At 66.8% G+C, this 26,456-nt stretch carries 18 protein-coding genes and 2 pseudogenes; 3 read left to right on the top strand and 17 right to left on the bottom strand.

The window, feature by feature from the left end:
• Window positions 1-155: 155 nt before the first annotated feature.
• Complete coding sequence (gene dapA / locus ACQY5K_RS18110; protein ID WP_428118260.1) at window positions 156-1,040, top strand: 4-hydroxy-tetrahydrodipicolinate synthase; 885 nt, start codon at window positions 156-158, stop codon at window positions 1,038-1,040.
• Window positions 1,037-2,716, top strand: coding sequence for a ribonuclease J (locus tag ACQY5K_RS18105; RefSeq protein WP_428118257.1), 1,680 nt, complete (start codon window positions 1,037-1,039; stop codon window positions 2,714-2,716). Before dapA ends, ACQY5K_RS18105 begins: the two co-directional genes overlap by 4 nt.
• Window positions 2,717-2,900: 184 nt before the next feature.
• Here ACQY5K_RS18105 and ACQY5K_RS18100 read toward each other — a convergent pair.
• The 4 genes and pseudogenes from ACQY5K_RS18100 to ACQY5K_RS18085 all read right to left on the bottom strand — a co-directional run.
• A pseudogene (locus ACQY5K_RS18100) lies at window positions 2,901-3,485 on the bottom strand (DEAD/DEAH box helicase family protein); the annotation flags it as partial.
• A 124-nt stretch (window positions 3,486-3,609) separates the two neighbouring features.
• Window positions 3,610-4,215 (bottom strand): restriction endonuclease subunit S, encoded by a 606-nt coding sequence (locus ACQY5K_RS18095; RefSeq protein ID WP_428118254.1) that lies wholly within the window; start codon window positions 4,213-4,215, stop codon window positions 3,610-3,612.
• A gap of 262 nt (window positions 4,216-4,477) precedes the next feature.
• Complete coding sequence (locus tag ACQY5K_RS18090; RefSeq protein ID WP_428118251.1) at window positions 4,478-10,144, bottom strand: fibronectin type III domain-containing protein; 5,667 nt, start codon at window positions 10,142-10,144, stop codon at window positions 4,478-4,480.
• Window positions 10,145-10,631: 487 nt separating this feature from the next.
• The gene (locus tag ACQY5K_RS18085) at window positions 10,632-10,922 is read right to left on the bottom strand and encodes a hypothetical protein (RefSeq protein ID WP_428118248.1); all 291 of its coding nucleotides are present in this window, start codon (window positions 10,920-10,922) and stop codon (window positions 10,632-10,634) included.
• 482 nt (window positions 10,923-11,404) lie between these two features.
• Here ACQY5K_RS18085 and ACQY5K_RS18080 point away from each other — a divergent pair, with 482 nt between their 5' ends.
• Window positions 11,405-11,728 carry an addiction module antidote protein gene (locus ACQY5K_RS18080; protein ID WP_428122759.1) on the top strand — a complete coding sequence of 108 codons (324 nt, stop codon included), beginning with the start codon at window positions 11,405-11,407 and terminating at the stop codon, window positions 11,726-11,728.
• Here ACQY5K_RS18080 and dapB read toward each other — a convergent pair.
• From dapB to dxr, 13 genes and pseudogenes are all read right to left on the bottom strand, one after another.
• Window positions 11,725-12,492 (bottom strand): 4-hydroxy-tetrahydrodipicolinate reductase, encoded by a 768-nt coding sequence (dapB, locus tag ACQY5K_RS18075; protein WP_428118245.1) that lies wholly within the window; start codon window positions 12,490-12,492, stop codon window positions 11,725-11,727. The two genes, ACQY5K_RS18080 and dapB, sit on opposite strands and share 4 nt — an antisense overlap.
• A 30-nt stretch (window positions 12,493-12,522) precedes the next feature.
• The gene (locus ACQY5K_RS18070) at window positions 12,523-15,033 is read right to left on the bottom strand and encodes a polyribonucleotide nucleotidyltransferase (protein WP_428118242.1); all 2,511 of its coding nucleotides are present in this window, start codon (window positions 15,031-15,033) and stop codon (window positions 12,523-12,525) included.
• Window positions 15,034-15,197: 164 nt separating this feature from the next.
• Complete coding sequence (gene rpsO, locus ACQY5K_RS18065; RefSeq protein WP_419920650.1) at window positions 15,198-15,470, bottom strand: 30S ribosomal protein S15; 273 nt, start codon at window positions 15,468-15,470, stop codon at window positions 15,198-15,200.
• Between the two features lie 132 nt (window positions 15,471-15,602).
• On the bottom strand, window positions 15,603-16,547 hold the full coding sequence (locus ACQY5K_RS18060; protein WP_428118240.1) for a bifunctional riboflavin kinase/FAD synthetase: 945 nt from the start codon (window positions 16,545-16,547) through the stop codon (window positions 15,603-15,605).
• 10 nt (window positions 16,548-16,557) lie between these two features.
• Window positions 16,558-17,421: a tRNA pseudouridine(55) synthase TruB gene (gene truB / locus ACQY5K_RS18055; RefSeq protein WP_428118237.1), complete on the bottom strand. Its 864-nt coding sequence runs from the start codon at window positions 17,419-17,421 to the stop codon at window positions 16,558-16,560.
• Entirely contained in the window at window positions 17,421-17,849 is a 429-nt protein-coding gene (gene rbfA, locus ACQY5K_RS18050) for a 30S ribosome-binding factor RbfA (protein ID WP_428118235.1), read from the bottom strand. Before rbfA ends, truB begins: the two co-directional genes overlap by 1 nt.
• Before the next feature lie 14 nt (window positions 17,850-17,863).
• The gene (gene infB / locus ACQY5K_RS18045) at window positions 17,864-19,648 is read right to left on the bottom strand and encodes a translation initiation factor IF-2 (protein ID WP_428122757.1); all 1,785 of its coding nucleotides are present in this window, start codon (window positions 19,646-19,648) and stop codon (window positions 17,864-17,866) included.
• 948 nt (window positions 19,649-20,596) lie between these two features.
• Window positions 20,597-20,737 (bottom strand): annotated as a pseudogene (locus ACQY5K_RS18040) (translation initiation factor IF-2 N-terminal domain-containing protein); the annotation flags it as partial.
• Window positions 20,738-20,812: 75 nt separating this feature from the next.
• Window positions 20,813-22,039: a transcription termination factor NusA gene (gene nusA / locus ACQY5K_RS18035; RefSeq protein ID WP_428118232.1), complete on the bottom strand. Its 1,227-nt coding sequence runs from the start codon at window positions 22,037-22,039 to the stop codon at window positions 20,813-20,815.
• Window positions 22,036-22,659 (bottom strand): ribosome maturation factor RimP, encoded by a 624-nt coding sequence (gene rimP, locus ACQY5K_RS18030; RefSeq protein WP_419920655.1) that lies wholly within the window; start codon window positions 22,657-22,659, stop codon window positions 22,036-22,038. Before rimP ends, nusA begins: the two co-directional genes overlap by 4 nt.
• Before the next feature lie 157 nt (window positions 22,660-22,816).
• A complete protein-coding gene (gene ispG / locus ACQY5K_RS18025; protein ID WP_428118229.1) occupies window positions 22,817-24,049 on the bottom strand; it encodes a flavodoxin-dependent (E)-4-hydroxy-3-methylbut-2-enyl-diphosphate synthase in 1,233 nt (410 codons plus the stop codon).
• Window positions 24,050-24,062: 13 nt separating this feature from the next.
• Complete coding sequence (locus ACQY5K_RS18020) at window positions 24,063-25,304, bottom strand: M50 family metallopeptidase (protein WP_428118226.1); 1,242 nt, start codon at window positions 25,302-25,304, stop codon at window positions 24,063-24,065.
• Window positions 25,301-26,455, bottom strand: coding sequence for a 1-deoxy-D-xylulose-5-phosphate reductoisomerase (gene dxr / locus ACQY5K_RS18015; RefSeq protein ID WP_428118224.1), 1,155 nt, complete (start codon window positions 26,453-26,455; stop codon window positions 25,301-25,303). Before dxr ends, ACQY5K_RS18020 begins: the two co-directional genes overlap by 4 nt.
• Between the last annotated feature and the right edge of the window lies 1 nt (window position 26,456).

Here is a 26,456-nt window from a genome sequence, read left to right as displayed (position 1 = left end):
GGAGCGCCGAGTCCGGTTTTGTACCCAGCTCCAAGGCGATCCGCCTACTCGCGAACGTAGGCAACGCCGCCCGCGAACTCACAGGGATTTTCTGGCCCTGACGGTCTGCCGATACAGGCGCAGGCCATCGGGGGCGCAGCAGTAGTCTCGAACCGATGAGCGCGCGATTCGGACGAGTGGTTCCGGCGATGGTGACGCCGTTCGCGGCAGATGGTTCGCTGGATGTGGACGCAGGCGTGACGTTGGCACGCTGGCTTGTATCGGAGGGCGCCGAGGGCCTCGTCATTACCGGCACCACCGGTGAGGCACCCACCATCACCGACGAGGAGGACTGGGAGCTCTGGCGCGCCGTCGCCGAGGCGGTCACCGTCCCGGTGGTGGCCGGCACCACCACCAACGACACAGCGCATTCAGTGAGCCAGACCCGCAAGGCCGCCGAGCTGGGTGCCGACGGCATCTTGGCAGTGACGCCCTATTACAACCGGCCCTCGCAGGCAGGCATCGCAGCGCACTTTGCTGCCGTGGCCGAGTCCACGGACCTGCCGGTCATCATGTACGACATTCCGGTCCGCACGGGGCGCAAGATCAACACCCCGACGCTGCTGGAGCTGGCGCAGATCCCCAACATCGTGGCCGTGAAGGACGCCGCCGGGAATCCCGGCGAGACCGCCACGGTCATCGCGCAGGCACCGGAGGGCTTCGAGGTCTACAGCGGTGACGACGGGTTCACGCTGCCGCTGCTGGCCGTCGGGGCCGTCGGCGTGATCAGCGTGGCAGCGCACTGGTCGGCCGGCGAGCACGTCGCGATGTTCGACGCTTGGGAGGCGGGCGACGTGACCAAGGCCCGGGAGATCAACGCCACGCTGCTCGAGAGCTTCGACTACGAGACAGGCGACGCGGCGCCGAACCCGGTGCCGACCAAAGCGATGCTGCGCACGCTGGGCCTGCCGGTCGGAGAACCGCGCCTGCCGATGGGCCCCACACCCGAAGGTCTGGAAGATCGCGCCCGCGAGGTCTACGCCCGACTGAAGCAGACTTGAGCGCCGCCCGGGCCAAGGGGCCCGTCACGGTCACATTCCTGGGCGGGCTCGGCGACGTCGGGCGGAACTGCACTGTCGTCGAGGTCAACGGGAAGCTCCTGGTCATCGACTTCGGGGTCATGTTTCCTGATCCAGCGCTGATGCCCGGTGTGCGGCAGGTCCTGCCCGACATGGACTGGCTGAACTCTCGTGCCAGCGACGTTGTCGGATTGGTAGTGACGCACGGACATGAGGATCACTTGGGCGGAGTGCCCCACTTCCTGCGCAACATCGAGGTCCCGCTGTACGGCTCGGCGTTGTCGATGGCGCTTGCCAAGCACAAGGTGACCGAGGCACGCCTGGGCGACCGCACCTCGTTTCATGTCTTGGGCGACGGCGAACGGCGGCGGATCGGCCCTTTCGACGTCGAGGCACTGCCGATCACGCACTCGGTCCCTCAGAGCCTGTGCATCGTGCTGCACACGCCCGCCGGTGCGCTCGTACACACGGGGGACTTCAAGATCGACGAGGCCCCCGTCGACGGTCGTCTGACCGACTTGGCGCGGCTGCGAGAGCTGGGTGACGAGGGCATTGCTCTGCTGATGGCCGACTCCACCAACGCCGACCGCCCGGGGCGCAGCGCCTCGGAGACCGAGATCGGCACCACGCTGCGGCGGCTCTTCGCCGAGCGCTCCGACCGGCGGCTCATCGTGAGCTGCTTCGCCAGCCATCTCCACCGCGTCCAGCAGATCTGCGATGCCGCAATCGACGAGGGCCGCTTCGTCGTGCCGGTGGGCCGCTCGATGGTGAACAACGTTCGCATCGCACGCGAGCTGGGCGTGCTGGACCTTCCCGAGCCAGCGCTGCGCACCGCCGAACAGCTCGACGGCTTCGATCCATCGCAGGTATGCATCGTGTGCACCGGCAGCCAAGGCGAGCCGAACGCTGCGCTCTCGCGCATCGCTGCGGACACGCACTCCGAGATCCACCTCGGGCCACACGACACCGTGGTGCTGTCGAGCCATCCCATTCCGGGCAATGAACGCTCCGTCTTCCGAACCGTGTCGAGCCTTGCGAAGCACGGCGCCGAAGTGATCCACGACGGCCACGAACTGGTCCACACTTCTGGCCACGCCCAACGCGACGAGCTGCGACAGCTTCACGAGGCGTGCCGCCCGCGATGGTTCGTGCCCATCGAGGGCGAGTACCACATGCTCGCCCGCCATTCCCAGCTTGCCCGCGAGGTCGGCATGCGGGACCATCGAGTGCTGACGCTGACCGACGGCGCGCAGGTAGTACTGCGGGACGGCAACCTGTCGGTGGGTCGAGGTGTCCCGGCTCCGTATCACTACGTGGATGGCGCGCTCGACGATCCCGACGCCGAGGTCATCGGCGAGCGCTTGGCTCTCACAGCAGGATTCGTGCATGTGACGATCGTGCTCGACAAGCGAGGACATCTCGCGGCGTCACCTGACGTCGCGTCTCGCGGGTGGATCGACACCGACGAGCACGCCGACGTCGTGGACGCCCTGGGCGACGAAGTTGCCAAGGCTGTGGAGCGAGCCGCCAAGGCATCAGGGTCGAAGACGGACGCAGTCGACATCGAGCGCGTGGCGCGCCGGGCTGCGGGACGCTTCGTCGGCAACCGAACAAGACGCCGCCCCGCCATCTCCACGGCAGTGATCCTGCTCGGCTGAGCCTGCGCAAATCGCTGCCGCCGCGCTCATTCCGAATATCGGTCAAATCCAATGTCCACTACGCGCTGAAGTCCTCGGCGAACTGGTCTTGTCGGTTCGTGTCAGGCAAGCACTCCTGTGCAGCCAGCAAGCCCTCTCAGCTGAAGTCACTGCGGTCAACGCCTTCGAACCACTGCAAGCACTTCGGCATCGCGGTCCTCATCTGCCGACCAAGGTCAACTTCGTGCGTTCGATGTGCCTCGTCGACGAGAACGATGATGTTGTCTCGCTCGTTCAGCACGCCGTCGGCCTCGGCAAACTTGTGGATCGTGGTGATGATGACCTTGCGAGCATCACGGGCGAGCAGGTTGTGCAGCTCCTGCCCGCTGTCAGCCGTGACCAAGTTGGAAACGTCAGCGGCGTTGAATGTGCCGGAGATTTGCGTGTCGAGGTCGATTCTGTCAGCGACGATCACGACCGCTGGGTTACCAAGCTGTTCATGCCGCCGGAGCTTGCTGGTGACGTGCTCGTTGTTCGGACCGAACGGCATACTGCGCTCGCCCCGAACCCAGGACATGAACTCCTCGTTTGCCCCAACGAGCCCACCACCGAGGACGCCGCTGATGACGGCTCGAAGCTTGTAGATGACCTCGTCGGCGCGTTCGGGTTGAGCAGCGATGTCGGGGTTCAACCGCACCAGTGCACCCGCAAGCACGGACTCGAGCAGGACGTCGGATATCGACCGCTCGAGGGACGGACCATGGATGTACGTCCAACCGGGCTTGGTCATGCGTTCGAGAACCATCGCCTCCACAGTGTTCGCTTCGTCAAAGGCCACTTGGGGTCTCCAGCAGCTCGTTCAGCGTGCTTATGCATGCACGACGCTGACATGGGCGCAGCATTCAATGCAGCGCTCAACGCAGAAGCCGAACGACGAGCGGCGCATCGCCAAGATCATCGAGGCGAACGCGGACGGAACCCGTCCCACACAGCCACACTGCTTCATGTTCGTTGATGAGAGCTCGCTTGTTCAGGTCACCGCGGCGGGGAAGCAGGATGTCCCCTGTGCGAACGCGGTGTTTCGCGAGTCGCTCGGCCGTCTGTTCAGTGATCCTTCGCAGACGGTCGTACCGCAGCCCATCCGCTGTGAGGTCGGCTGGCATCACGACTGGAAGACCTTCATCGACGTACTCGTGCGCATGCAGCTGGCTGCCGAATGGCCCAATCTGGATTCCGCCATTCGAGACCAACTCGCCAAGCGTGGATGGAGAGCCCTCACGGCTCACCTCGTCCACAATTGCCCCCTCGAGCGTCCGAACCGATTCGATGGCGTGCGTAAGCGCGTTGATGTAGTTCTCGAACCCTTCCATCGCTGTTGAGATCTCTTCCTGGATGGTCTTGTCTGGAAACAGAAAGATCTCGGAGGCGTGTGTCTTCCAGTTGATCGTGGGAGACAGCGAACCGACAGAAATGTCGAGCGCGCGGCCATGGAACTGATCAGCTCGGAGGAAGTACGGCAAGAACTCGGGAAGACAGACATTGGGGCAAGCTCGAAGAACTAGGGCGTGAGCGGACGCAAGGCCTTCCCAGTTGGCTACTTCGAGCTTCCGCTGATATGCGGCTCTTCGGATTTCAGTGGGGTGTGATGGTGTCGAGGAGTGTCCAGTCGGGTTTGCCGGCGCAGAGGAGTGATCGGATCCGGTAGTGCCGGAACCGGCGGAACCCGAACGAAGAACCGGACCGCAGCGCACAGGAGTAATCCTGCCCGGCCGTCACGGCGGTTTATTGGGTGCTGTTGGTGAGTGTGCGTGCTTGGTGTCCGACTTTTTGGGCGGTTTGCCAGCGGTTCGGGCCGGCGATGCGGGTGATGTTGTGGCGGTCGGCGATTTTGGCGGCGGGCACTGCTGTTGGGCCGCCGATGACGTAGCCGCCGTGTGGTGCTGCTGCGGCCAGCCGTGTCGCTTGGCTGTGGGGCATGGCCGCTTCGCGTGCGCCGGCCAGTATCACGCAGTCGGTGCCGATGATGCGTGCGAGGGTGACTGCTGAGTAGATGTCGGATTGTGCCATGGCGTCGGAGGCGACGATGATCGGCACGTCGCCGGAGCAGTCCGATGCCACCCATGGGTGTGCGCCGGCCAGGTGCAGCCCGGGCGCGCCGACGTCCGCGGGCAGGGGCGCGGGTTGGGCAGCGGGTGTCTCCGCGGGAGTGCCTGGGGCCGGCCGGGTTGCTTGGTCGGCGATTTTTTGGGCGGTCGTCCATCGGTTGTCGCCCCAGATTCGTGACATATCGCGGTCGGCGAGCTTGGCGGGGGGCACCGCTGCTTCGCCGCCGACGACATAGCCGCCGTGTGCTGCTGCGGCGAGCCGCGCGGCCTGGCTTTGGGGCATGGACGCTTCGCGTGCGCCGGCGAGCACCACACAGTCCGTGCCGATGATCCCCGCCAGGGTCACCGCCGAATAGATGTCCGACTGCGCGTCGGCGTCGGAGGCCACGATGATCGGCACGTCGCCGGAGCAGTCCGATGCCACCCACGGGTGTGCGCCGGCGAGGTGCAGCCCGGGCGCGTCGACGTCCGCGGGCACAGCGAAGAAGGCGACACGGTAGGTCTTGGTGCGGCTGGCGTCGGCGGAGGTCACCGTGACGGTGATCGCCGCGAGGCCGCCGAGCGCGACCTGGTGGCCGTCGGCGGCGTCGCTGTCGCCGGGCTTGATCTCGACATCGGCGCGGCGCTGTGTCGCTTCGGCGGTCACGACGGTCTCGGTCGCGCCCTGCCCGGCGACGGCGACATAGCCGGTGCGGTCGCGGTCGAACCCGCCGAAGTCGACGCCGCTGAGCCAGAGCGCGGCGAGGCGCGCGTCGATGGCGTCGGGCATGTTGTAGGTGTAGACGCGGCGGTCCCTGTCGTCGACGACGTACATGACGTCGCCGTCGGACCAGATCCCGCTAGGACTGCTGTTGCCGGCGCCGGAAAGCTCCCCGAACTCCTCACGAGGGACACGCTCGAGCGGCCGCGGCTCGCCGCTGTCGGCCTGCGCGGCGCTGACCGCGCCCGGCTGCGCGGGCACGACGGGCAGCCGGTAGGCGAACAGACGCTCGGCGCCATGATCGGAGACCCAGACAGTGACACCGTCGGACCACAGGTCGCGGGGGTCGCTGTTGGCGCGGTCGAGCAGGTGGTGCGCGAGCAGCTGCCCGCTCGACAGGTCGTAGGCGAAAAGCGCCCGCGCGCGGTCGAGCACCCACAAGGTCCCGCCGTCGGACCAGATGCCGCGGACATCGCCGTTGGCCTGATCCAACGCGATCTCGCGCTCGGCGAGGCGGTCGCCGCTGTCGAGGTCATAGACAAAGACACGGTCCCGGCCGCTGTCGGACACCCAGGCAATCCCCGTCCGGGACCACAAGCCGCGAGGGGCGCGGTTCGCGTCGTCGAGCACGAACTCGCTCCCCTCGACCCGCTCGCCCATGGCCAGGCCATAGGCGTACACCTCGTTGTCCGCGCCGGAGCCGTCGTCGACGATCCACAAAGTGACCCCGTCGGACCACGAGCCCGTCGGCTCGTCATGGCCCCCGTCGAGGCCCTCGATGTCGTGGCTCACCGTCCACTCATAGTCCACAGTGCTCGGACCGGGCCCGCCGCCGCCGACATAGACGTCGGGCGGGAAATACGGCACGCCCCCGGCAGGCGCCCTGCCGGCGGGCGACCTGCCGGCAGGCGCGCTGCCGGCGGGCGAGTTGTTGGCGGGCGCGCTGGTGCGGCCCGAGCCCGACGGCGACCATCCGCTGGGCGTGTCCCCGTTGAGGGCCCGTATCTGCACCTCATAGCCGGTGCCGGCGCTCAGCCCCGTGATCGTCGCCGACACCGACGTGCCCGAATGCGACCACGACCTGAACACACCGGCGGAGCCCACCCGGTACTGCACGCCGTAGCCGACCAGCGCGGGTCCCCCGTCGCGGCCCGGCGCGCTCCAGGCCACGTTCAGGCTCGTCGTCGACCCCGACGTCGCCGACACCGTCGGCGCAGCCGGTGTCGCCGGCTGCTCAGCCACGTCAGTCAAGTTGATAGTGACCGGCACCGTGTCGCTGGCCGTGCCGTCGGAAGCCTTGATCGTCACCGAATAACTCGTCTTGGTCTCAAAGTCATAGACCACGCCCGACCTGGTCTTGATACGCCGGGTCGCCGCATCGAAGCTGAACGAGGCGGAGTCGGCGCCCTCCATCGAATACGTCAACGTGTCGCCGCTGTCGGCGTCGGTCGCCGCGGGAACCACCGCCCCCACATTCGTGTTAGCGGCGGTGTTCTCCGCCACACTGCGCGTCAACGAAGCAGCCGCGAACACCGGCGCACTGTTGGTCGGCGAGTTGGTGCGGCCCGTGCCCGACGGCGACCATCCACTGGGCGTCTCCCCGTTGAGGGCCCGTATCTGCACCTGATAGCCGGTGTTGGCGGTCAGCCCGGTGATCGTCGCAGACACCGACGTACCCGAATGCGACCAGGCCCTGAACACACCGCTCGAACCGGCCCGGTACTGGACGCTGTAGCCGGTCAGTACGGGTCCTCCGTTGCGGTCCGGCGCGGTCCAGGCCACGTCCACACTCGTCGTCGAACCCGACGTAGCCGACACCGTCGGCGCAGCCGGTGTCGCGGGCTGCTCGGCCACATCAGTCAAGGTGATGGTGACCGTCACCGTGTCGCTGGCGGTGCCGTCGGAAGCCTTGATCGTCACCGAATAGCTCGTCTTGGTCTCAAAGTCATAGACCACGCCCGACCTGGTCTTGATACGCCGGGTCGCCGCATCGAAGCTGAACGAGGCGGAGTCGGCGCCCTCCATCGAATACGTCAACGTGTCGCCGCTGTCGGCGTCGGTCGCCGCGGGAACCGCCGCCCCCACATTCGTGTTAGCGGCGGTGTTCTCCGCCACACTGCGCGTCAACGAAGCAGCCGCGAACACCGGCGCACTGTTGGCAGGCGTGTTGGTGCGGCCCGTGCCCGACGGCGACCATGCACTGGGCGTCTCCCCGTTGAGAGCCCGTACCTGCACTTGATAGCTGGTATTCGCGGTCAGCCCGGTGATCGTCGCCGACACCGACGTACCCGAATGCGACCACGACCTGAACACACCGCTCGAACCAGCCCGATACTGAACGCTGTAGCCGGTCAGCGCGGGTCCTCCGTTGCGGTCCGGCGCACCCCAGGCCACGTCCACACTCGTCGTCGAACCCGACGTAGCCGACACCGACGGCGCCGCCGGTCTCGCGGGCTGCTCAGCCACATCAGTCAAGGTGATAGTGACCGTCACCGTGTCGCTGGCGGTGCCGTCGGAAGCCTTGATCGTCACCGAGAAGATGGTCGTGTTGCTCTCGAAGTCATAAGACACACCCGACCTGGTCTTGATCTGCCGCGTCGCCGCATCGAACGTGAACGAGACGCTGTCCCCGCCCTCCATCGAATACGTCAACGTGTCACCGTCCGCGTCGGTCGCCGCGGGAACCACCGCCCCCACATTCGTGTTCGCGGCGGTGTTCTCCGCGAGACTGCGCGTCAACGAAGCAGCCGCGAACACCGGCGCACTGTTGGCAGGCGAGTTGGTGCGGCCCGTACCCGACGGCGACCATGCACTGGGCGTCTCCCCGTTGAGAGCCCGTACCTGCACTTGATAGCTGGTATTCGCGGTCAGCCCGGTGATCGTCGCAGACACCGACGTGCCCGAATGCGACCAAGCCCTGAACACACCGCTCGAACCAGCCCGATACTGGACGCTGTAGCCGGTCAGCGCGGGGCCCCCGTTACGGCCCGGCGCGGTCCAGGCCACGTCCACACTCGTCGTCGAACCCGACGTAGCCGACACCGACGGCGCCGCCGGCCGCGCCGGCTGCTCAGCCACATCAGACAAGGTGATAGTGACCGCCACCGTGTCGATGGCCGTGCCGTCGGAGACCCTGATCGTCACCGAATAACTCGTCTTGGTCTCGAAGTCATAAGACACACCCGACTTCGTCTTGATACGCCGCGTCGCCGCATCGAAGCTGAACGAGGCGCTGTCAACGCCCACCATCGAATAAGTCAACGTGTCACCCGAGTCTGCGTCGGTCGCCGCGGGAACCACCGCCCCCACATTCGTGTTCGCCGCGGTGTTCTCCGCAACACTGCGCGTCAACGAAGCAGCCGCGAACACCGGCACCCTGTTGGCATGGGTGACGCCGTTACCAGAGGGCGACCATGCGCTGGGGGTCTCCCCATTGAGGGCGCGTACCTGCACTTGATAGCCGATATCGGCGATCAGCCCGGTGATCGTTGCTGAGGTGGACGTGCCCGAATGCGACCACGACCTGAACGAGCCGCTGGAACCGATGCGGTACTGCACCTCATAGCCGGTCAGCGCGGGGCCCCCGTTGCGGGCCGGCGCGGTCCAGGCCACGTTCAGGCTCGTCGTCGAACCCGACGTCGCCGACACCGCCGGCGCCGCCGGCGCCGCCGGCGCCTCAGCCACATCAGTCAAGTTGATAGTGACCGCCAACATGTCGCTGGCCGTCCCGTCAGAGACCCTGATCGTCACCGAATAACTGCTCTTGGTCTCAAAGTCATAAGACACACCCGACTTGGTCTTGATCTGTCGCGTCGCCGCGTCGAAGCTGAACGAGGCGCTGTCGGCGCCCACCATCGAATACGTCAACGTGTCGCCCGAGTCTGCGTCGGTCGCCGCAGGAACCACCGCCCCCACATTCGTGTTCGCCGCGGTGTTCTCCGCCACACTGCGCGTCAACGAAGCAGCCGCGAACACCGGCGCCCTGTTGACCGGCGCGGTGGTGGTCGTCGTCGTGGTGGTGGCGGGCGGGCTGGTCGCGTAGCCCTGGATCTGCATGGATAGCTTCCCGCCCTCCGGCCGATTCCAAGAGCTGCTCTCGTCAGTCCTCGCTAACCGTGTATCGGCGATGGTCCAGCCCGTCAGGCCCGTCTGAGCGTTGCTGATCGTTTGACTGTAGTTCGTTCGTTGTCCAGTGACGCCGTCGTTGACGTACACCCAGTAGACCGTCGACGCCGAAAGGGTAGTGTTCGCCGGCGCCGTGAAGATGTTCACGCGGCCGGAGGTGAGGCTGGCGTTCGCGAGCGTGGCGACCACATCGCCCGGCTGGTTGCTGGCGTTGTTCTCCCGGATCTTGACCGCCGTCGACCAACCCGTTCTTTGAAAACTGTTGACATAAATGCGGACATCGGACAGCGTGTACCCGCCGGTGGTGGCCCCCGTCGTGAAGCTCTGCGCTAGGAAAGCGCTGCTGCTGGATCCAGTACGAGCCTGGCCGGCGTTCGACACCAGCTTCACCGGCGTCGGCGTCTGCGCCTGGGACAGGGGCGTGGCCACAGCCAGCGCCGTGACCAGCAGCACGAACACAGCCAGCGCACGCATCGGCCGACGCAGCCGGACGCGGCCGTCGCGGACGGCCGAAGTCACCGCGACAACGGCGCCGTCGAGCCGTCCCGCAGCCCGACCGGCTCGCCGACGGCGCCGACGACGAGAGCCGGGGGGGGGGGGGGGGGGGGGGGGAGGGGGGAGTCTCACGCCGTCGAGCCGGTCTGCCCTCGGCCCTCATAGCGAGAATAAATCGAGTCGTTCACTGCTTGGCTCATCGCATCACCTTGATTCAAAGACCCTCTTAATCAAAACAGGAGGTTACCGCCGACCGCGGGGTGAATCGCCCTTCCAAACGCGCAATCGCCAGTCGTGTGCTTGAGTTGACGGCACGGGCGCCGTCTCGCGAGGCGTTGCCGCTGCTCGCATCGATACACACGGCGACACTCAGGCGTCTCTACGGATCCCTCGTAGAGATTCTGGGAGTGGCTACCTCCCCGCGTGACTGAGAGACGCCTCGATTGAGGGCATGACCGTGATCGTGCAGTCACCTACGTCCGCCGCAGCGCCTAACGCGACGGCGTGACGGCTACGTGAAGGCGGGCGCGGTCGGCTCTGTGGGCACGGCGTCCATGCTGTCGCGGACATCCACAACCCGAAGTGCGGCGACCGCGCTCACATCCCGTATCGCCTGCTGAATGGCATCCCATCGAGTGGGGGACTCGCGGTCGAACTCCACGGTGCGGCGGCCGATGCTGGCGTCGGTGCAGCCCGCCTCGTAGAGCGCTTCGAGGTTGGCGTCGTCAAGCAGGTCGCACCCCTCGGTGACCAACACGAAGTGGTGGATGGCGTTGCGACCCGCCGAAGATGACTGAGTCATGTCCCCTCACCGATTCTCTGGTGCCGCCTGATGCGTCTCCTGATTCTGCGTGCCTCGTTGCTGCCGCTTCGAGGCGTACCGGATATGGATGTGGCGCAGTCCAAGTGCTCGCCCGCTGGTGCCCGAATCGCCGCCAAGATCACTACGTGACTCGTGCGCAAATGACCGCCTTCAAAGACATCGAACAATCAACGGCAGTAGACATCGTCGATTCCTCGGCGGTGCAAGACAGCCATCGCGGGCTATTCAAGGACGCAATCCCGCTGTAACCGTTCGCGGTGTCTCGGCTGCCGAACCCGCGCCAAAACGTATCTCTTGGGATACATTCTGTCCGATAGCGTCCCCGCATCGAGATCGAGATTCGCCAGACTGATGACTACGCGCGATGGTTCGCCAGCCTTCGAGACAGGCAGATCCGAGCGCGACATCGCGCGAGCTCGCAGGCTGGCGGCGAGCCTCTAGGGGCCAGCGTGAGTGACGAGATGGAACGGACGACAACCCGACCTTGGGACCCGGCAGATCACCTCACCAGTACGGAAGATGCCGTGGCATATCTGGACGCTGCGCTCGGAGCAGGTGAGCCGCAGTTGGTAGCGGCCGTCCTTGGCGACATTGCGCGCTCTGCAGGAATGACCGAGATCGCTGCAGCGTCGGGCCTTGGGCGCGAGAGCCTGTACAAGTCGCTGTCGATCAACGGCAATCCCGGCTTGACCACCGTGTTGAAGGTCATCGAGGCACTCGGCCTGCGACTCCGCGTGTCGCCGACGGCCGGCATTTCGGCGGCCTCAGCAGGGAAACTCCGCTAGAGGCCCAGGTATGCGTCGAGGCCGATCGTCACGCCGGGGTGGTCGGCAACTGTCTTGGCGGCGAGCAGCACGCCAGGCATGAACGAGACGCGGTCCAAGCTGTCGTGGCGAATGGTGAGCGTCTCCCCCGCCGTGCCCAGCAGAACTTCCTGATGCGCCACGAGGCCCCGCAAGCGGACTGAGTGCACGGGGATCTGCGCAGTGCCCTTGCCGCCACGGGCACCGGGCAGCACCTCGTCGCGTGTGGGATCGGGAGCCCAATCGTCGGACGCCTCGGCCATCTTGCGCACGGTCGCCATTGCGGTGCCAGATGGGGCATCGACCTTGTTGTCGTGGTGCAGTTCGATGACCTCTGCGGTCGGGAAGAATGGCGCAGCGATTTCGGCGAACCGCATCATGAGCACCGCGCCGATGGCGAAGTTCGGCGCAATGAGGCAGTTGCTGGCTGTGAACTCGGCACGGCATCGCTCAAAGTCGTCGGGGTCGAGCCCGCTGGTGCCGACGAGGGCATGCACGCCGTTCGCCGCGCACCACGCGATGTTGTCCCGCGCCGCGGCGGCGACGGTGAAGTCGATGGCGACATCGACCACCGCAGCGTCGACGGTGTCGGTGCTCACCTCGATCACGATGCTGTCAGTGGCATCGCGGCGGCCCGCCGCCCCAGGGTCAACTCCGGCCACAAGTTCCAGATCTGGATCGTCGGCGACCGCCTCGCACACCGTGGCACCCATGCGGCCGCCCGCGCCGAAGACCAGAACTCTCACACCGAAGAAGCTAGCGAAGCTTCTCTGTGCCTAGCGGCGGCCGCGGCGGCGGCCGGATCCCCGGCCTGTTTGCTCGGCCTCAGGGCCCAGATCGCCGTAGACGTCACGAGCGACCTGCTCGAAGTGCTCGCCGAAGGACACGTCCTCGCGCACTGTCGCAGTCGAGACGCCGCCGCCTGATGCCTCCGCAGTCGAATCGGCCACTGCTGTAGCGGTTCCGCCACCCGCGGCAGCTTCTGCTGCGGGCCTGGCTGTGCGCGTCCGGCGAGCACCGTTGTCTGAGCTGCGACCGCGTTCGCGACGCGGCGCATCGGAGCCAGAGCTGTCGTCGCCGCCAGAGCCGTCGTCGCCGACCTGGGAGGGGTCTGCGGGCGAGAGGCTGATCTTGCCGTTGGGGTCGATCTCCTCGACGATCACGCTGATCACGTCACCGAGTTCGAGCACCTCGTCGACCGAGCTCAGCCGGCGTTTGCCGCCGAGCTTGGAGATGTGCAGCAAGCCGTCGGTGCCGGGCAGCACGTTCACAAAGGCGCCGAACTTGGTGATGTTCACCACGCGACCCTCGTAGGTGGCTCCCACGTCGGGCGTCGGCGGGTTGACAATGAGCCGGATCTGCCGCTCGGCCTCTGCCACGACCTCACGGTCAGTAGCGCCGATGCTCACGGTGCCGACCGTGCCGTCATCGTCCACATTGATGTCGGCGCCGGTCTCTTCCTGGATGGAATTGATGACCTTGCCGCGCGGGCCGATGACCTCAGCGATCTTGTCGATCGGGATCTGGAAGCTGGTTATCTTCGGCGCCATCTCGCCGACGTCGGGCCGCGGCTCGGCAATCGCTGCGCGCATGACCTCGAGGATCTGCAGGCGAGCCTGTCGGGCCTGGCCCAGCGCCTGGGTCAGCACCTCGGCGGGAATGCCTTCGATCTTGGTGTCGAGCTGGAGCGCTGTGATGGCGTCTTGCGTGCCCGCAATCTTGAAGTCCATGTCGCCGAATGCGTCTTCGGCGCCCAGGATGTCAGTGAGCGTCACGTATTGACCGTCGGCATACACGAGGCCCATGGCCACACCGGCGACGTGATCGATGATCGGCACGCCGGCGTCCATGAGCGACAGCGACGATGCGCACACCGAACCCATCGAGGTGGACCCGTTGGAGCTGAGCACGTCGGATACCAGCCGGATGGTGTACGGGAAGTCTTCCTTGGACGGGACGACCGGGAAGATGGCACGCTCAGCGAGTGCGCCGTGCCCGATCTCGCGCCGCTTGGGTCCACGCATGAATCCGGCTTCGCCGGTGGAGTACGGCGGGAAGTTGTAGTGGTGCATGAAGCGGCGTCGGTCCTGAGGGTTCAGGGTGTCGACGATCTGCTCCATCCGGGACATGCCCAGCGTGGTGACATTCAGCACCTGGGTCTCACCGCGCTGGAACAGGCCCGATCCATGAGCGGTGCGCCCGAGGTAGCCCGCGACCGACGAGAGCGGCCGAACCTCATCGGTTGACCGCCCGTCGATGCGGAACCCGTCCGCCACGATGCGCTCGCGCACGATCTCCTTCGACAGCGACCTGACCGCCTCACGGATCTGGTCCTTGGCGCCGTCGAGGTCTGCGAATTCTGCGGCAACTTCATCAATCACGGCGGTGCTGGTCACCGATTGTGCGGCCTCGCGCTCGGCCTTGTCGGCGATTGCCATCACTTCACGCATGCGATCGACGGCGACTTCGCGCACGCGATCGAGCACCTCGTCGGAGCAGTCCTTGGTGGAGGTGTACTCCATTTGCTGGATTGGGCCGGAGGCTTCTTCGACCAAGCGGCGCAGCGACTTCTGCATCTCGATGATGTCGTCGATCCACTGCTTGGAGGCCTCGAGTCCGCTCGCGAGCACTTCCTCGGTGACCTTCGGTGCGCCCTCGGCGTAGTACGAGAAGGACTTCTCGGTGCCGCCGGCCTCGACCATCATCACGGCGATGTCGCCGTTGGAGATCTGGCGACCGGCCACGACCATCTCGAACGTGGCGGCCTCGGACTCTTCGTGGGTGGCGAACGGGATCCATTCGCCGTCGGTGGAGTAGGCGATCCGCACGCCGGCGAGCGGGCACTCGAACGGGATGCCGCTCAGCCACAGGGCCGCCGACGCACCGTTCAGCGCGACAATGTCGTATTGGTTGACGTGGTCAGCGCCGAGAATCGTGCCCACCACGTGGGTGTCGTGGCGGTAATCGCTGGGGAAGTTGGGTCGCAGCGGGCGGTCAATCAGCCGGCACGTCAGGATCGCATCGTCGGACGCACGCCCCTCTCGCCGGAAGAACGAACCGGGTATCCGGCCCACCGCATACATGCGCTCCTCGATGTCGACGGTGAGCGGGAAGAACGACGCGCCCTCGCGTGGACGGCTTGACGCCGTTGCGGTGACGAGCACTTGCGTGTCGCCGATGCGGGACGTGACCGCCCCGTTTGCGAGGCCGGCAAGCACGCCAGTCTCGAAGGTGATGGTCTTGTCGGTGCCCGCTATGGGACCGGTGACCGTGATGGCTTCAGCCATATTTGCTCCTGTGGTGTAGGCGGGACCTTCCCGCCGGTGGGGTTTTGGAGATTCGGTGTGTCAGGACTGCGTGTCCCCGAGATGCACCCGCGGCGCCGGTCGGCTCTTCGAGCTCGGACTGCGACGCACTGGGCACCGGCCGCGAGGGCCGCCGGGTACGTGTGTCAGCGCCGGAGCCCGAGCTTTGCGATCAAAGCTCGGTAACGCTCGACGTCATTGGCGATCAGGTAGTTGAGCAACCTGCGCCGACGTCCGACGAGCTTGAGCAGCCCTCGGCGGCTGTGATGATCCTTGCTGTGGGTCTTGAGATGTTCGGTGAGGTGCTCGATGCGTGCGCTCAATTGCGCAACCTGCACCTCAGGCGATCCGGTGTCGGCGGCGTGATGACGATGCTCGTCAAACTGCTCGGCCGGCGGACGTGCGGACTTGACGCTCATGCCGTTGTTGTATTTCCTTCGTGGTGGCGTCGCGTGGGGGTGGATTGCCCGCTTCCGCGACGAGGCTGGTTCGGCCCAGCCGTGTTGATATGTCTCTTGTCGGTCGTGCAGGCTACCAGCGCGAGCGTGCCGCTAGGCCTCGAGGCACTTGGCAGCGTCTTCGATGTCGCGACGGAGCTGGACTCTCAGCTCGTCAATGCCGTCGAATCGCCGTTCGGCTCGGAGGCGCCGGACGAAACGGAGCTTCGCAGTCTCGCCGTAGAGATCGCCACGGAAGCCGATCAGGTGCGCCTCGATGAGCGACCGCTCCGCGAAGTCGTAGAACGTCGGCCGGCGACCGATGTTGACCGCTGCGGGATACTGCAACCCGTCAGGCCGCTGGTACCACGCCGCATAGACACCGTCCGAAGGAATCTGCAGGTCTGACGTTGTCGGCAGATTTGCCGTAGGCACGCCGATCTGGCGCCCGCGGCGGTCGCCGACGGTGACTGTGCCGCGCACTTCAAAGGGACGTCCGAGCAGCCGATGCGCACGCTCGACATCGCCTGCGGCGAGCGCAGAACGGATCGACGTGGACGAGATCACATCCCCGTCGCCTGTCATCTGCTTCACCAGCGGCAGCCCGACCACGTCGTAGCCGTGGTCGACGCCCACCTGGCGGAGCGTTTCGATATTGCCTCGGCGGCCCCGTCCGAAGTGGAAGTCGGCGCCCACCACAACAGCGCGCGCCGACAGGCAGTTGACGAGCACATCCTGTGCGAACTGCTCGGCGGGCACCGCTGCTTGGGCCTCGTCGAACTTGATGACGAGCGTGAAGTCGACACCGGTGTCGGCCAGCAGTTCCAGTTTGTGGTCGAGGTCGCACAGCAACAGCGGTGCCGAGGTGGGGCGCACCACCGTCGCGGGGTGCCGGTCGAACGTCACCACTGCCGTTGCGCGGCCTTGCTCGGCAGCCATGCGGTGCATCTCGGAGATCACGGTTCGGTGGCCACGATGGACACCGTCGTACTCCCCTACCGTCACGACGCTGCCGTGCTCGAGCACCGGGCACCAGTCCAAGTCGCGAATGACCTCCATGGTCGCCACGCTACCCGGCGAGCACTGTGGCCTTCATTCTGCCGCCCGCTCGCTCATGGACAGCCACGAGCGTGCCGTGGGCATCGGCGAGAGCCCACGGCCCGTCCCCGTCGTAGCGAGACGGTGCAAGGTGCGCCCCGCCGCGCGCCGCACCCACTTCCGTCGAGGTCAATGCAATCTGGTGCAGGTCTCGCACCAGTTCGTCCATGCCGAGCAACTCGGCTTCCGATGGCGGTGCCGCTTCGGCAGCGGTGAATGATCCGCTGCGAGTTCGCCGCAGCGATCGGATGTGAGCCCCGCCGCCCAGCGCGGTGCCCAGATCCGCTCCGAGCGATCTCACGAACGTGCCCGCCGAGCACTCCACCGTCGCCGTATAGACGAGCGGATCGTCGGTGGGTGTCACATCGAATTCGTTCACCCGCACCTCTCGCGGCGACCGATCGGCTGTCTCGCCGGCGCGTGCAATCTCGTGGAGCCGTCGCCCGCCGACGCGCACCGCCGACACCATCGGCGGCAGCTGGGAGATGGTGCCGACAAAGCGGGTGGCAGCCGTTGCGACATCTTCGGGAGAGATGCCCATTGTCCATGTCGCGACGCGGGCCCCATCATCGTCGAGCGTGCTTGTTGCGACGCCGAACACGATCTCGCACTCGTAGTGCTTCCTGCCGGCCGTCGCGAACCGAAGCAAGCGGGTGGCATGGCCGACGCCGACGACGAGTACGCCGGTTGCGGATGGATCAAGGGTGCCTGCGTGGCCGATGCGTCGCTCCCCAAATCGCCGCCGCAATATCCCGACGATGTCGTGGGAGGTCGGCCCCGCTGGCTTGTCCACGATCACCGTGCCGTGCGTGGTCGGCGGACGGCGTCGCGCCATCAGCGCTCGTCGGGTTCGTATTCGCCGGACAAGCCGCCAACCTGCCCCTGAACCTGCTCACCGGACAAGCCGGCGAGCAGTTCCTCGATCCGGTGTGCGGCGACGATCGACATGTCGCGGCGGAATCGCAGGGCCGGTGTGCGCCGCATGCTGGCTTGGTCGCCGAGCGATCGCTGGAACCGGTGCTGGTGCTGCGAGAACGACGCAGCGACCGCGTCGGCTTGATCCGCGTCGCGCACGTCGTAGTACACCACTGCGGCCATCAGCTCGCGGTCCACGTCCACGCCGGTGACCACGACACCGCCAAAGGCCTCGTCAAGACGCTCCATCTCCGACGCCACAACACTGCGGACGAGCTGGGCGACGCGGTCGGTCCGCTCGAATCGATGGGTATTCGGCATCGAGCGCCGGCGGCGTGCACGTGCCATAGCGCTACGTCCCGTCAGGCCACGCGGGCGATCTCGCGTTCGGTGTAGGTCTCGATCACGTCGCCTTCCTTCAAGTCCGAGAAGTCGCTGAGGCCGATGCCGCACTCCATGCCGGCATTTACCTCGGCCACGTCGTCCTGGAAGTGACGCAGCGATTTGACCGAACCCTTCCAGATGATCGTGCCTTCACGCAGGAAACGGACCTTCGATCCGCGGGTCACGCTGCCGTGCTCGACGACGCACCCGGCGACCGGCCCAACCCCCGCGATGCGAAAGACCTGACGTACCTGAGCCTCGCCCGAGACGATCTCTTCGAACTCGGGTTCGAGCATGCCGATCATGGCGTTCTGCACATCTGCGATGAGGTCGTAGATGATCTCGTACAGACGCAGCTCGACCCCTTCGGTTTCAGCGGTCTGACGTGCGTTGCGATCGGGACGAACGTTGAATCCGATGATTGTGGCCTCAGAGGCTGCCGCGAGCTGCACATCGTTCTCGTTGATCCCGCCAACACCGCGGCTGACGAACGTCAGCTTCACGTCGTCGCGTTCGAGCTTGCGCAAGCTGTCGGTCACGGCTTCGAGCGAACCGTGGACATCGGCCTTGAGCACCAGATTGAGCGAGGCGGTCTCGCCGGCTTGCACCTGCTTGAAGATGTCCTCGAGCTTCGCTCCTCCGCTGCTGCCGCCTGCGGTTCCGGCAAGGCTCGCCTGCCGTTGCCAATGCTCGCGCGTCTCTGCCACCTTGCCAGCGGTCTTCTCGTCGGGAGCGACAACGAACAGATCGCCTGCACGCGCCACCTCACCGAGCCCGAGCACCTGTACCGGCGCGGACGGACCCACCTCATTCACCGGGTTGCCTCTGTCGTCGGTCATCGCACGCACCCGACCCCAGGCAGCGCCCGCAACCATCGGCTCGCCGACTCGCAGCGTGCCGTGCTGGACGAGGACGGTGGCCACCGGGCCTCGACCGCGGTCGAGGTGGGCTTCGAGCACAATGCCGACTGCGCGACCGGATGGGTCCGCGGTGAGCTCCTCCAGCTCGGAGACCAGCAGGATCTGATCGAGCAGGTCGTCGACGCCTTCGCCGGTCATCGCCGACATGGGGACCGTGATGATGTCGCCGCCATAGGACTCGGGCACCAGGCCACGCTCGGCCAGCTGTGCCCGAACGCGGTCGACGTCTGCTCCAGGCCGGTCCATCTTGTTGATGGCCACAATGATGGGAACGTCAGCGGCGCGAGCGTGGTCGATGGCCTCTGCGGTCTGGGGCATGACGCCGTCGTCGGCCGCGACAACCAGCACGACGACGTCGGTTGCCTGTGCTCCGCGAGCACGCATCGCCGTGAATGCCTCGTGACCCGGCGTGTCGATGAAGGTGATCCGATGGTCGCCTCGATCGGTTTGGTAGGCGCCGATGTGCTGGGTAATGCCGCCGGCTTCGCCGTCGACGACGTTTGCCGAGCGGATCCTGTCGAGCAGAAGCGTCTTGCCGTGATCGACATGGCCCATGACGGTGACGATGGGCGGGCGAGTCAGGCCGTCGCCTTCGATGAGATCCACCTCGAGGGCTCGCAGCAGTTCTTGCTCCTGCTCGGCTCCCGGTTCGGTGATGCGCACCTCGGCATCGAGCTCGGCTGCGAACAGCTCGACCATGTCGTCGCTGAGCGACTGCGTAGCCGTCACCATCTCGCCCTGCTGCAGCAGGAACCGCACCACGTCGGCCGCGGAGCGATTCAGACGTGTCGCAACATCTTGAGCAGTCGAGCCACGCTCGATGATGATCTCGCCGTCGGGCACCGGGGCATCGACGGGCGTGTAGGCCGTGAGCTGCTGCGGCTGCAGCTCTTCGCGCTGGCGACGTCGACGCCGACGAGGACGACCTCGGCCACGCGGCGGTACACCGCGCGGTCCGCCTGGACGCGCCCCCGGAGGTCCCGATGGCCGTCCACCGGGCCCTGCGGGAACTCCCGTAGCTGGGCGAGACCCGCCTGGCCCTGCCCCCGGCGGGCGGCCGCCACCGGCGCCTACGGGACGACGGAATCCGCCTGGAGGACCCGTGCGGTACGGCGAACCGGACCGTGCAGCAGCGCGAGGCGGGCCGGGCGGGGGCGGGATCGGCTTGCCGGTGCCCGAACGAGGGGCCAGCGGCGGGGGGGGAATCGGCTTGCCCTCGGTGGACAGCGGGGGGGCCGGCAAACGAGATGGCGCCGCCGCCGGACTGGGCATCTCGACAGGTGCGAGGCGCGGAGGCGCTGCGGGCTCTTCGGTGCGCGCGGCAGGACGTTGAGGCGGCGCGATAGGCCGAGCGGACTCTTGGCCGCTCGAGGTGACGAGCCGTCGTGGCGGCGGCAAACCAGGCGGTGGCAAGCCAGGAGGAGTAGTCGGAGCGACCTCGGCGGGTGTGGCTTGCGCCGCGGGCTGCACTGCATCGGTCCGGGGTGCGGGCGGCGGGGCTGCTGGTGGCGTCGGTACGGGACTCGGCGGCTCGGTGGGCACGCGCGCCGCGAGACGCTCGGGCGCCCTTGGCTCAGGCGCCCTTGGCTCGGGTGCCCTTGGCTCGGCAACCGCAGCGGCGGGCGGAGGGGTTGCACACTTTGGGGTTGGCACCGGTGAAGGTGCTGCGTCGGGCTGTGCTTTGGGCTCGCGCTCGGGAGCGGGGGCCGCCGTCGCCGGCGCCTTGCGGGCTTTGCGCGGATCGGGTGGCGGTTCGTCGCGGATCAGCCCTTCGCGCTGGGCCTTGCGGCGGACGCGGTCAGCTTGAGCGTCCTCCATGCTGGACGAATGGGTCTTCACCCCAATGCCCAACGTCTCGCAGACGTCGAGCACCGCGGTGAGCGACATGCCCAGCTCTTTGGAGAGCTCGTGAACGCGTACTTTCTTCGGCAAGCGGTCGATCTTTCTGTGGGTGGCTGAAGTGCTCGATGGCGGGTGAGGTCAAGGACGCGTCGACGTGTGCGAGCGTCACGTCGTCGGCGTCGAGCCGGCTCGAAGGGTACTGGCGTCGGCAGGAGCCTCTGCGGGGCCATCAGGCGCTGGAGTGGCTGTGTGCTCGGGCGCCGCGCCGGTCGCGGTCTCCTGCTGCTCGGTGGCGGCCTCGGACCACTGACCCGCAGTGATCGCCTCGCTGCCGTCAGCGGGCACCCACGTCTGCTCGCCCGAATCGGGATCGGTGACCCACTCACCCTCGGCCCAGTCCTGGCCCGCGAAGCCGGCCTCTTCATCTGCGATCTGCGTCTCGCTCTTGATGTCGATGCGCCATCCCGTCAGCCGAGCCGCCAGGCGAGCGTTTTGGCCCTCGCGACCGATCGCCAGCGAGAGCTGGTGGTCGGGAACGATGACCTCAGCCACGCCCTGCTCGGAGTGGAAGCGGACCTCGCGCACCCGCGCCGGGGACAGCGCCTTGGCCACGAAGTCATGCAGATCGTCCGAGAAGGGGACGATGTCGATTTTCTCGCCCCGCAGTTCGTTGACGACCTGACGCACACGGCTGCCGCGCGCTCCCACACAGGCGCCGACCGGGTCGATGTTGGGGTCGTTGGACCACACGGCGATCTTGGTGCGATGCCCGGGCTCGCGCGCACAGGCCCTCAGCTCGACAACGCCGTCTGAGATCTCAGGAACCTCCAGCTTGAACAGCTCGCGAATGAGTCCCGGGTGCGTGCGCGACACGACGATCTGGGGACCCTTTGCGGTCTTGCGCACTTCGACGATGTACGCCTTGAGCCGGCTGTTGGGCTCGGGACGCTCGTAGGGCACTTGCTCGGACTGCGGCAGCAGAGCCTCGACACGTCCCAGATCGAGGAGCGTGTAGCGGGCGTCGTTCTGCTGGATGATGCCCGTGACGATGTCGCCCTCGCGCCCGGCGTACTCGTCGTACTTCATGTCGCGTTCGACTTCGCGGATCCGCTGGTTGAGCACCTGGCGGACGGTCTGGGCCACTATGCGGCCCAAGTCGTCAGGGGTGTCGTCCCACTCGCGCAGCACGTTGCCGTCTTCGTCGACTTCCTGCGCGTACACGGTGATGTTGAACGACTCGTCGATGATGACGTACGCCTGCTCGGCTGCGCCGTCACGGCGCTTGTACGCCGATTCGAGACCGTTCGCAACAGCCTCGAGCAGCACCTCGGTGCTCATGCCTTTCTCGGCGGCCAGCGCCTGGAGCGCCTCCATGATCTCCGGGCTGTTCATCGCCCCTGCCTTTCTTTCGGTGCGCGGCCTGCATTGCCGCGACCAGGCGCGCCGGCACTCCGATTGTGCCGGGGCGCGGGGCCCCAGTCGAACGCCGTGCGAGCTTTGGAGATCTCGCTGAACGGCACCACGAGCGGCTCGCCCGCCTCGGCTCCGCCGCCGTCGCCCGCTTCGCCGCTGGACACCTCGTCGGGGCGAACGGTCACGCCGTGCTCGTCTGCTGCGAGCACCTCGCCGACGATCCGCCGTCGCGGCCGCTCGCCGGGCTCGGTTCGGATCACCACTTGCTCGCCGAGCGCACCAGCGAAGTGCTCGGGATGCACCAGCTTGCGCTCGAGGCCGGGACTCGAAACTTCGAGCACGTAGCGGGACTCGATCAGGTCCGCTTCGTCCAGTGCGGTGGACAGCTTGCGACTCAGGCGGCTCAGCGCATCGACATCGACCGAGTCTCCGCCCGTTCCCGACGCCAGTACGACGAGAGTCTCCCCTCGCCAAGCCACGTCGTAGAGCACGCAACCGGCGTCGGTCGCGAGGGTCCCGGCAAGCTGAGCGATCCTGCCAGGCCGTGCGCCAGCATCGGGACCCACCGGGGCGCGCGAGGCCGCAGCGGTGTCAATCATCGCTACCTCCCTGTCCGCGTCGCGCCGGCCATTTTCGGGGCTTTGCCTGCGACACCGGCGTGATACGCGCGCGCAGAGCCCACGACCAGCCGAAGCTGTCCTGCGACATCGCAGACTACCAGTGCTGTTTCGGGTCCAGACCGCGGGCAGCCGCGCCTCAGCGGCGACGGATCAGCGACACCCGCTCGGCGGTGTCATTGACGTCATCGCCATGCGCGAATGCCAGTGCCGCTCGGTCCGCCTCGGCCGCGGCTGCCGCGCCATCCTCGGCCCGCCCGAGCGCCGCGTCCACGCCGTCAGCCACGACGATCTTTGCCCACGTCACAAGTTCGTCGACCATCCGGTCCTCGGGCACCACAGCGACCACTTGCCCCTTCACGAACAAATGGCCTCGCGAGCGACCCGCGGCAATCCCCAGGTCAGCGCCCTTGGCCTCGCCTGGTCCATTGACGACGCAACCCATCACCGCAAGCTGAACCGGCAGGTCCAGTCCGCTGAAGGCTTCCTGAGCAGCCTGGGCGACGGCGATGACGTCGACCTCCGCACGGCCGCAGGAGGGACATGCAACGAGGTCGGTGCTGGTGCGCTCGCGCAGTCCGAGGGACTCGAGCAGTTGACGCCCCGCGACGGCCTCCTGAACCGGATCGGCCGTGAGGCTGAAGCGGATCGTGTCGCCGATTCCCTCGTTGAGCAGCGTCGCTATGCCGGCAGTGGACTTGACCAGCCCGGCCGGCGGCGGCCCTGCTTCGGTAACGCCCAGATGGAGGGGAAAGTCGACCGTGTCGGCCAGCAGCCGGTACGACTCGACCATGAGCCTCACGTTGCTGGCCTTCACGGAGATCTTCACATCGTCGAAACCCACTTGCTCGAAGTAGCCGAGCTCGCGTTTCGCGGATTCCACCAGTGCGGTCGGCGTCATGCCGTAGCGGGCCTCAATGTCGGGATCGAGCGAACCGCCGTTGACACCGATGCGGATCGGCACTCCCCGATCCCCGGCCTCCGACGCCACAGCCCGTATCTGATCCGGTTTGCGAATGTTGCCGGGATTCAGACGCAGGCACGCGACGCCTGCATCGAGCGCCGCGAGCGCAAGGCGGTACTGAAAGTGAATGTCGGCCACTAGCGGCACAGGAGAGCGAGGCACAATGTGGGCGAGCCCCTCCACTGCAGCGAGATCGTTCGCAGTGCAGCGCACGATGTCGGCGCCGGCGCCAGCCAGCGCATAGATCTGAGCGAGCGTGGCGTCGACGTCTGCCGTCTTGGTGGTCGTCATCGACTGCACAGAGATCGGTGCCCCGCCGCCGACGGCGACTGCGCCGACGCGAACCTGCCGCGTACGACGCCGCTCGTAGTGGCTGCCGGTTCCGTCGATCGAAGGGTCGGTGGTCATCGTGCGCGCGGCGTCACAGGTCGACGGGATTGGCGATATCGAGATACAGCAAGCCCACAGCCAACAGCATCAGCGCTGTCACGACGACGGCCACGACCGGGTCGAGCGCCCGCGGATCGCTGAGATAACGGCCTCGCCCAGCGCGTTCGCGCCAACGTTCATAGGTGGCGATGGCGACGTGGCCGCCATCGAAGGGCGGAACCGGCAACAGGTTGAACACACCCAGAAAGACGTTGACGAGGGCGAACATCGCAACGCGCTCAGGCCAACCGAGTGCATCGTCCGACGCGAGATCCACAATGCCGACGACCGACAGCGGGCGAGTGCGGAGATCATCGCCCGCAGACGGGTCGCCTGGCGGCGAGATAATGCGATCCGCCACGCCGCCTAGGTTGGCGAACAGCGACCAGATTCCGTACACCGAGTCGAACACGGAGCGACCGAAGTCCGATACGGCGCGGACTGCCGCCGTCGGCAGGCCGACCGTCTCGTAGACGATTGAACGTTCTGCTCGAACTCCCAGCAGACCGCCGCCCGAGCCGGGATCGGCCGCCAGCGTGACGCCGGTGACCACGAGAGCGCCATCGCGTTCAACGTCGAGCAGAACGCTCTCGCCGGGATGCGACTGCACCTCAGCCACGAAGTCGTCCCAGTTGAGCGTCGCTTCGCCGTCGACAGCCACGATGCGATCACCCACGGCGATGCCTGCAGCCGCAGCCGGTAGCTCGATGCCGTCGCGTGACGCGATGACTTCGGCAACCTGCCAACGGCCGCCGTCGTAGTCGGGCGCGCCGAGCCAGGCGTGCAGCGCCAAGAAGGCCGCGATCGCAAGGGCGAAGTGCATGAGCGAACCCGCCGAGACGACGAGCATGCGACGCGGATACGACTTCACGCGATAGGCGCGGTCTTCGTCGCCGGGATCAACCCGATCTGTACGTGACATCCCGATGATGCGCACGTAGGCGCCCAACGGCAAGACCCGTAACCCGTAGGCGGTCTCGCCGCGTTTGGCGCTCCACAGCCTCGGACCGAAGCCCAGGTAGAACTCCGTCACCTTCATGCCAACAGAACGCGCTGCCAGATAGTGACCCAGCTCGTGCATGAACAGAATGCCTGCGAGCGCGCAGGCTGCTACGACCACGAGCGGATAGCGCCATGCCGCCGCCGCCAGCGCCGCGAGGGCGACGATCAGCACACCGGTGCCCAGCAACGGCCGCAGCCGGCGTGTCTGCGGTCCCTCGGAGTGACCCTTCACCGGCTCATCGCCTTCGTCGCTGCGACGGCAAGGCGGCGCGCCGTGCGATCCGCGGCGATGACTGCGGGGACGGAGCTGGCTGCTCCTCCGTCGTGTTGGGAGAGGACGTGCTCGATCACGTCGGGGATCTGATGCCACCGCAGCCGGTCGTCCAAGAACGCTGCCACGGCCTGTTCGTTCGCGGCATTCAGCCACGCCGGCACGGTGCCCCCCGCGCGGCCCGCCGCATAGGCGAGGTCCAAGCACCGAAAGCTCGCCGTGTCGGGAAGCTCGAAATCGAGATGTCCCAGGCAGGACCAATCGACGGCCCCGAACGCGGTTTCGATCCGGTCGGGATAGGCAAGGGCGTAGCCGATCGGCAGGCGCATGTCGGGCAGCGACATCTGCGCGATGGTGCTGCCGTCGGCGAACGTGACCATGGAGTGGATCACCGACTGCGGCTGGATCACCACGTCGATGCGGTCGTAGCTCACGCCGAAGAGCTCGTGGGCCTCGATGACTTCGAGACCCTTGTTCATGAGCGTCGAGGAGTCGACGGTGATCTTGGGGCCCATCGACCAGGTGGGATGAGCGAGCGCCTCGGTCATCGCGACGCGGGAGAGTTCGGCGCCAGTGCGCCCGCGGAACGGACCGCCGCTGCCGGTGAGGATCAGCCTGTGCGCCGCTGTCGAGTGGCCCGCAAGACACTGATGCACCGCACTGTGCTCACTGTCGACCGGGATGAGCTCGGCGCCGGGCACTGAGCGCAGCGGGCGCACGAGCGGACCCGCCGCGATGAGGCTCTCCTTGTTCGCCAGCGCAAGCCGACGACCCGCCGACAGCGCCGCGAGCGTCACGCCGAGCCCCGCAAAACCCACGACGCCATTCACCGCGACGTCTGCGCGCGTCGCCAGTTCGGCGAACGCGTCCGCGCCGGCCAGCACTTCGGTCCCTGCGGGCACCTTCGAAGTCAGCTCTGCGGCGAGTGTCGCGTCCCCGATGCCGACCGCAGTCGGCCTGAACTCGGCGACCTGTGCGGCCAGGCCGTCGACCGAGCTGTGCGCCGCGAAGGCGATCGCGCGGAATCGGTCCGGCTCAGCGCGCAGGACGTCGAGTGTCTGGGTGCCGATCGATCCCGTCGAGCCCAGAACTGCGACGGTCGTCGCCTCCATG

The sequence above is a fragment of the Candidatus Poriferisodalis sp. genome (assembly GCF_965262965.1).
GTDB lineage: Bacteria > Actinomycetota > Acidimicrobiia > Acidimicrobiales > Poriferisodalaceae > Poriferisodalis.
This window is presented reverse-complemented; position numbering and strand designations above follow the sequence as displayed.

Coding starts and splice junctions, on each gene's coding strand:
- dapA (WP_428118260.1), top strand. CDS start 156: ATGAGCGCGCGATTCGGACGAGTGGTTCCGGCGATGGTGACGCCGTTC.
- ACQY5K_RS18085 (WP_428118248.1), bottom strand. CDS start 10,922: ATGACTCAGTCATCTTCGGCGGGTCGCAACGCCATCCACCACTTCGTG.
- ACQY5K_RS18080 (WP_428122759.1), top strand. CDS start 11,405: ATGGAACGGACGACAACCCGACCTTGGGACCCGGCAGATCACCTCACC.
- ACQY5K_RS18070 (WP_428118242.1), bottom strand. CDS start 15,033: ATGGCTGAAGCCATCACGGTCACCGGTCCCATAGCGGGCACCGACAAG.
- rpsO (WP_419920650.1), bottom strand. CDS start 15,470: ATGAGCGTCAAGTCCGCACGTCCGCCGGCCGAGCAGTTTGACGAGCAT.
- ACQY5K_RS18060 (WP_428118240.1), bottom strand. CDS start 16,547: ATGGAGGTCATTCGCGACTTGGACTGGTGCCCGGTGCTCGAGCACGGC.
- truB (WP_428118237.1), bottom strand. CDS start 17,421: ATGGCGCGACGCCGTCCGCCGACCACGCACGGCACGGTGATCGTGGAC.
- rbfA (WP_428118235.1), bottom strand. CDS start 17,849: ATGGCACGTGCACGCCGCCGGCGCTCGATGCCGAATACCCATCGATTC.
- nusA (WP_428118232.1), bottom strand. CDS start 22,039: ATGAACAGCCCGGAGATCATGGAGGCGCTCCAGGCGCTGGCCGCCGAG.
- rimP (WP_419920655.1), bottom strand. CDS start 22,659: ATGATTGACACCGCTGCGGCCTCGCGCGCCCCGGTGGGTCCCGATGCT.
- ispG (WP_428118229.1), bottom strand. CDS start 24,049: ATGACCACCGACCCTTCGATCGACGGAACCGGCAGCCACTACGAGCGG.
- dxr (WP_428118224.1), bottom strand. CDS start 26,455: ATGGAGGCGACGACCGTCGCAGTTCTGGGCTCGACGGGATCGATCGGC.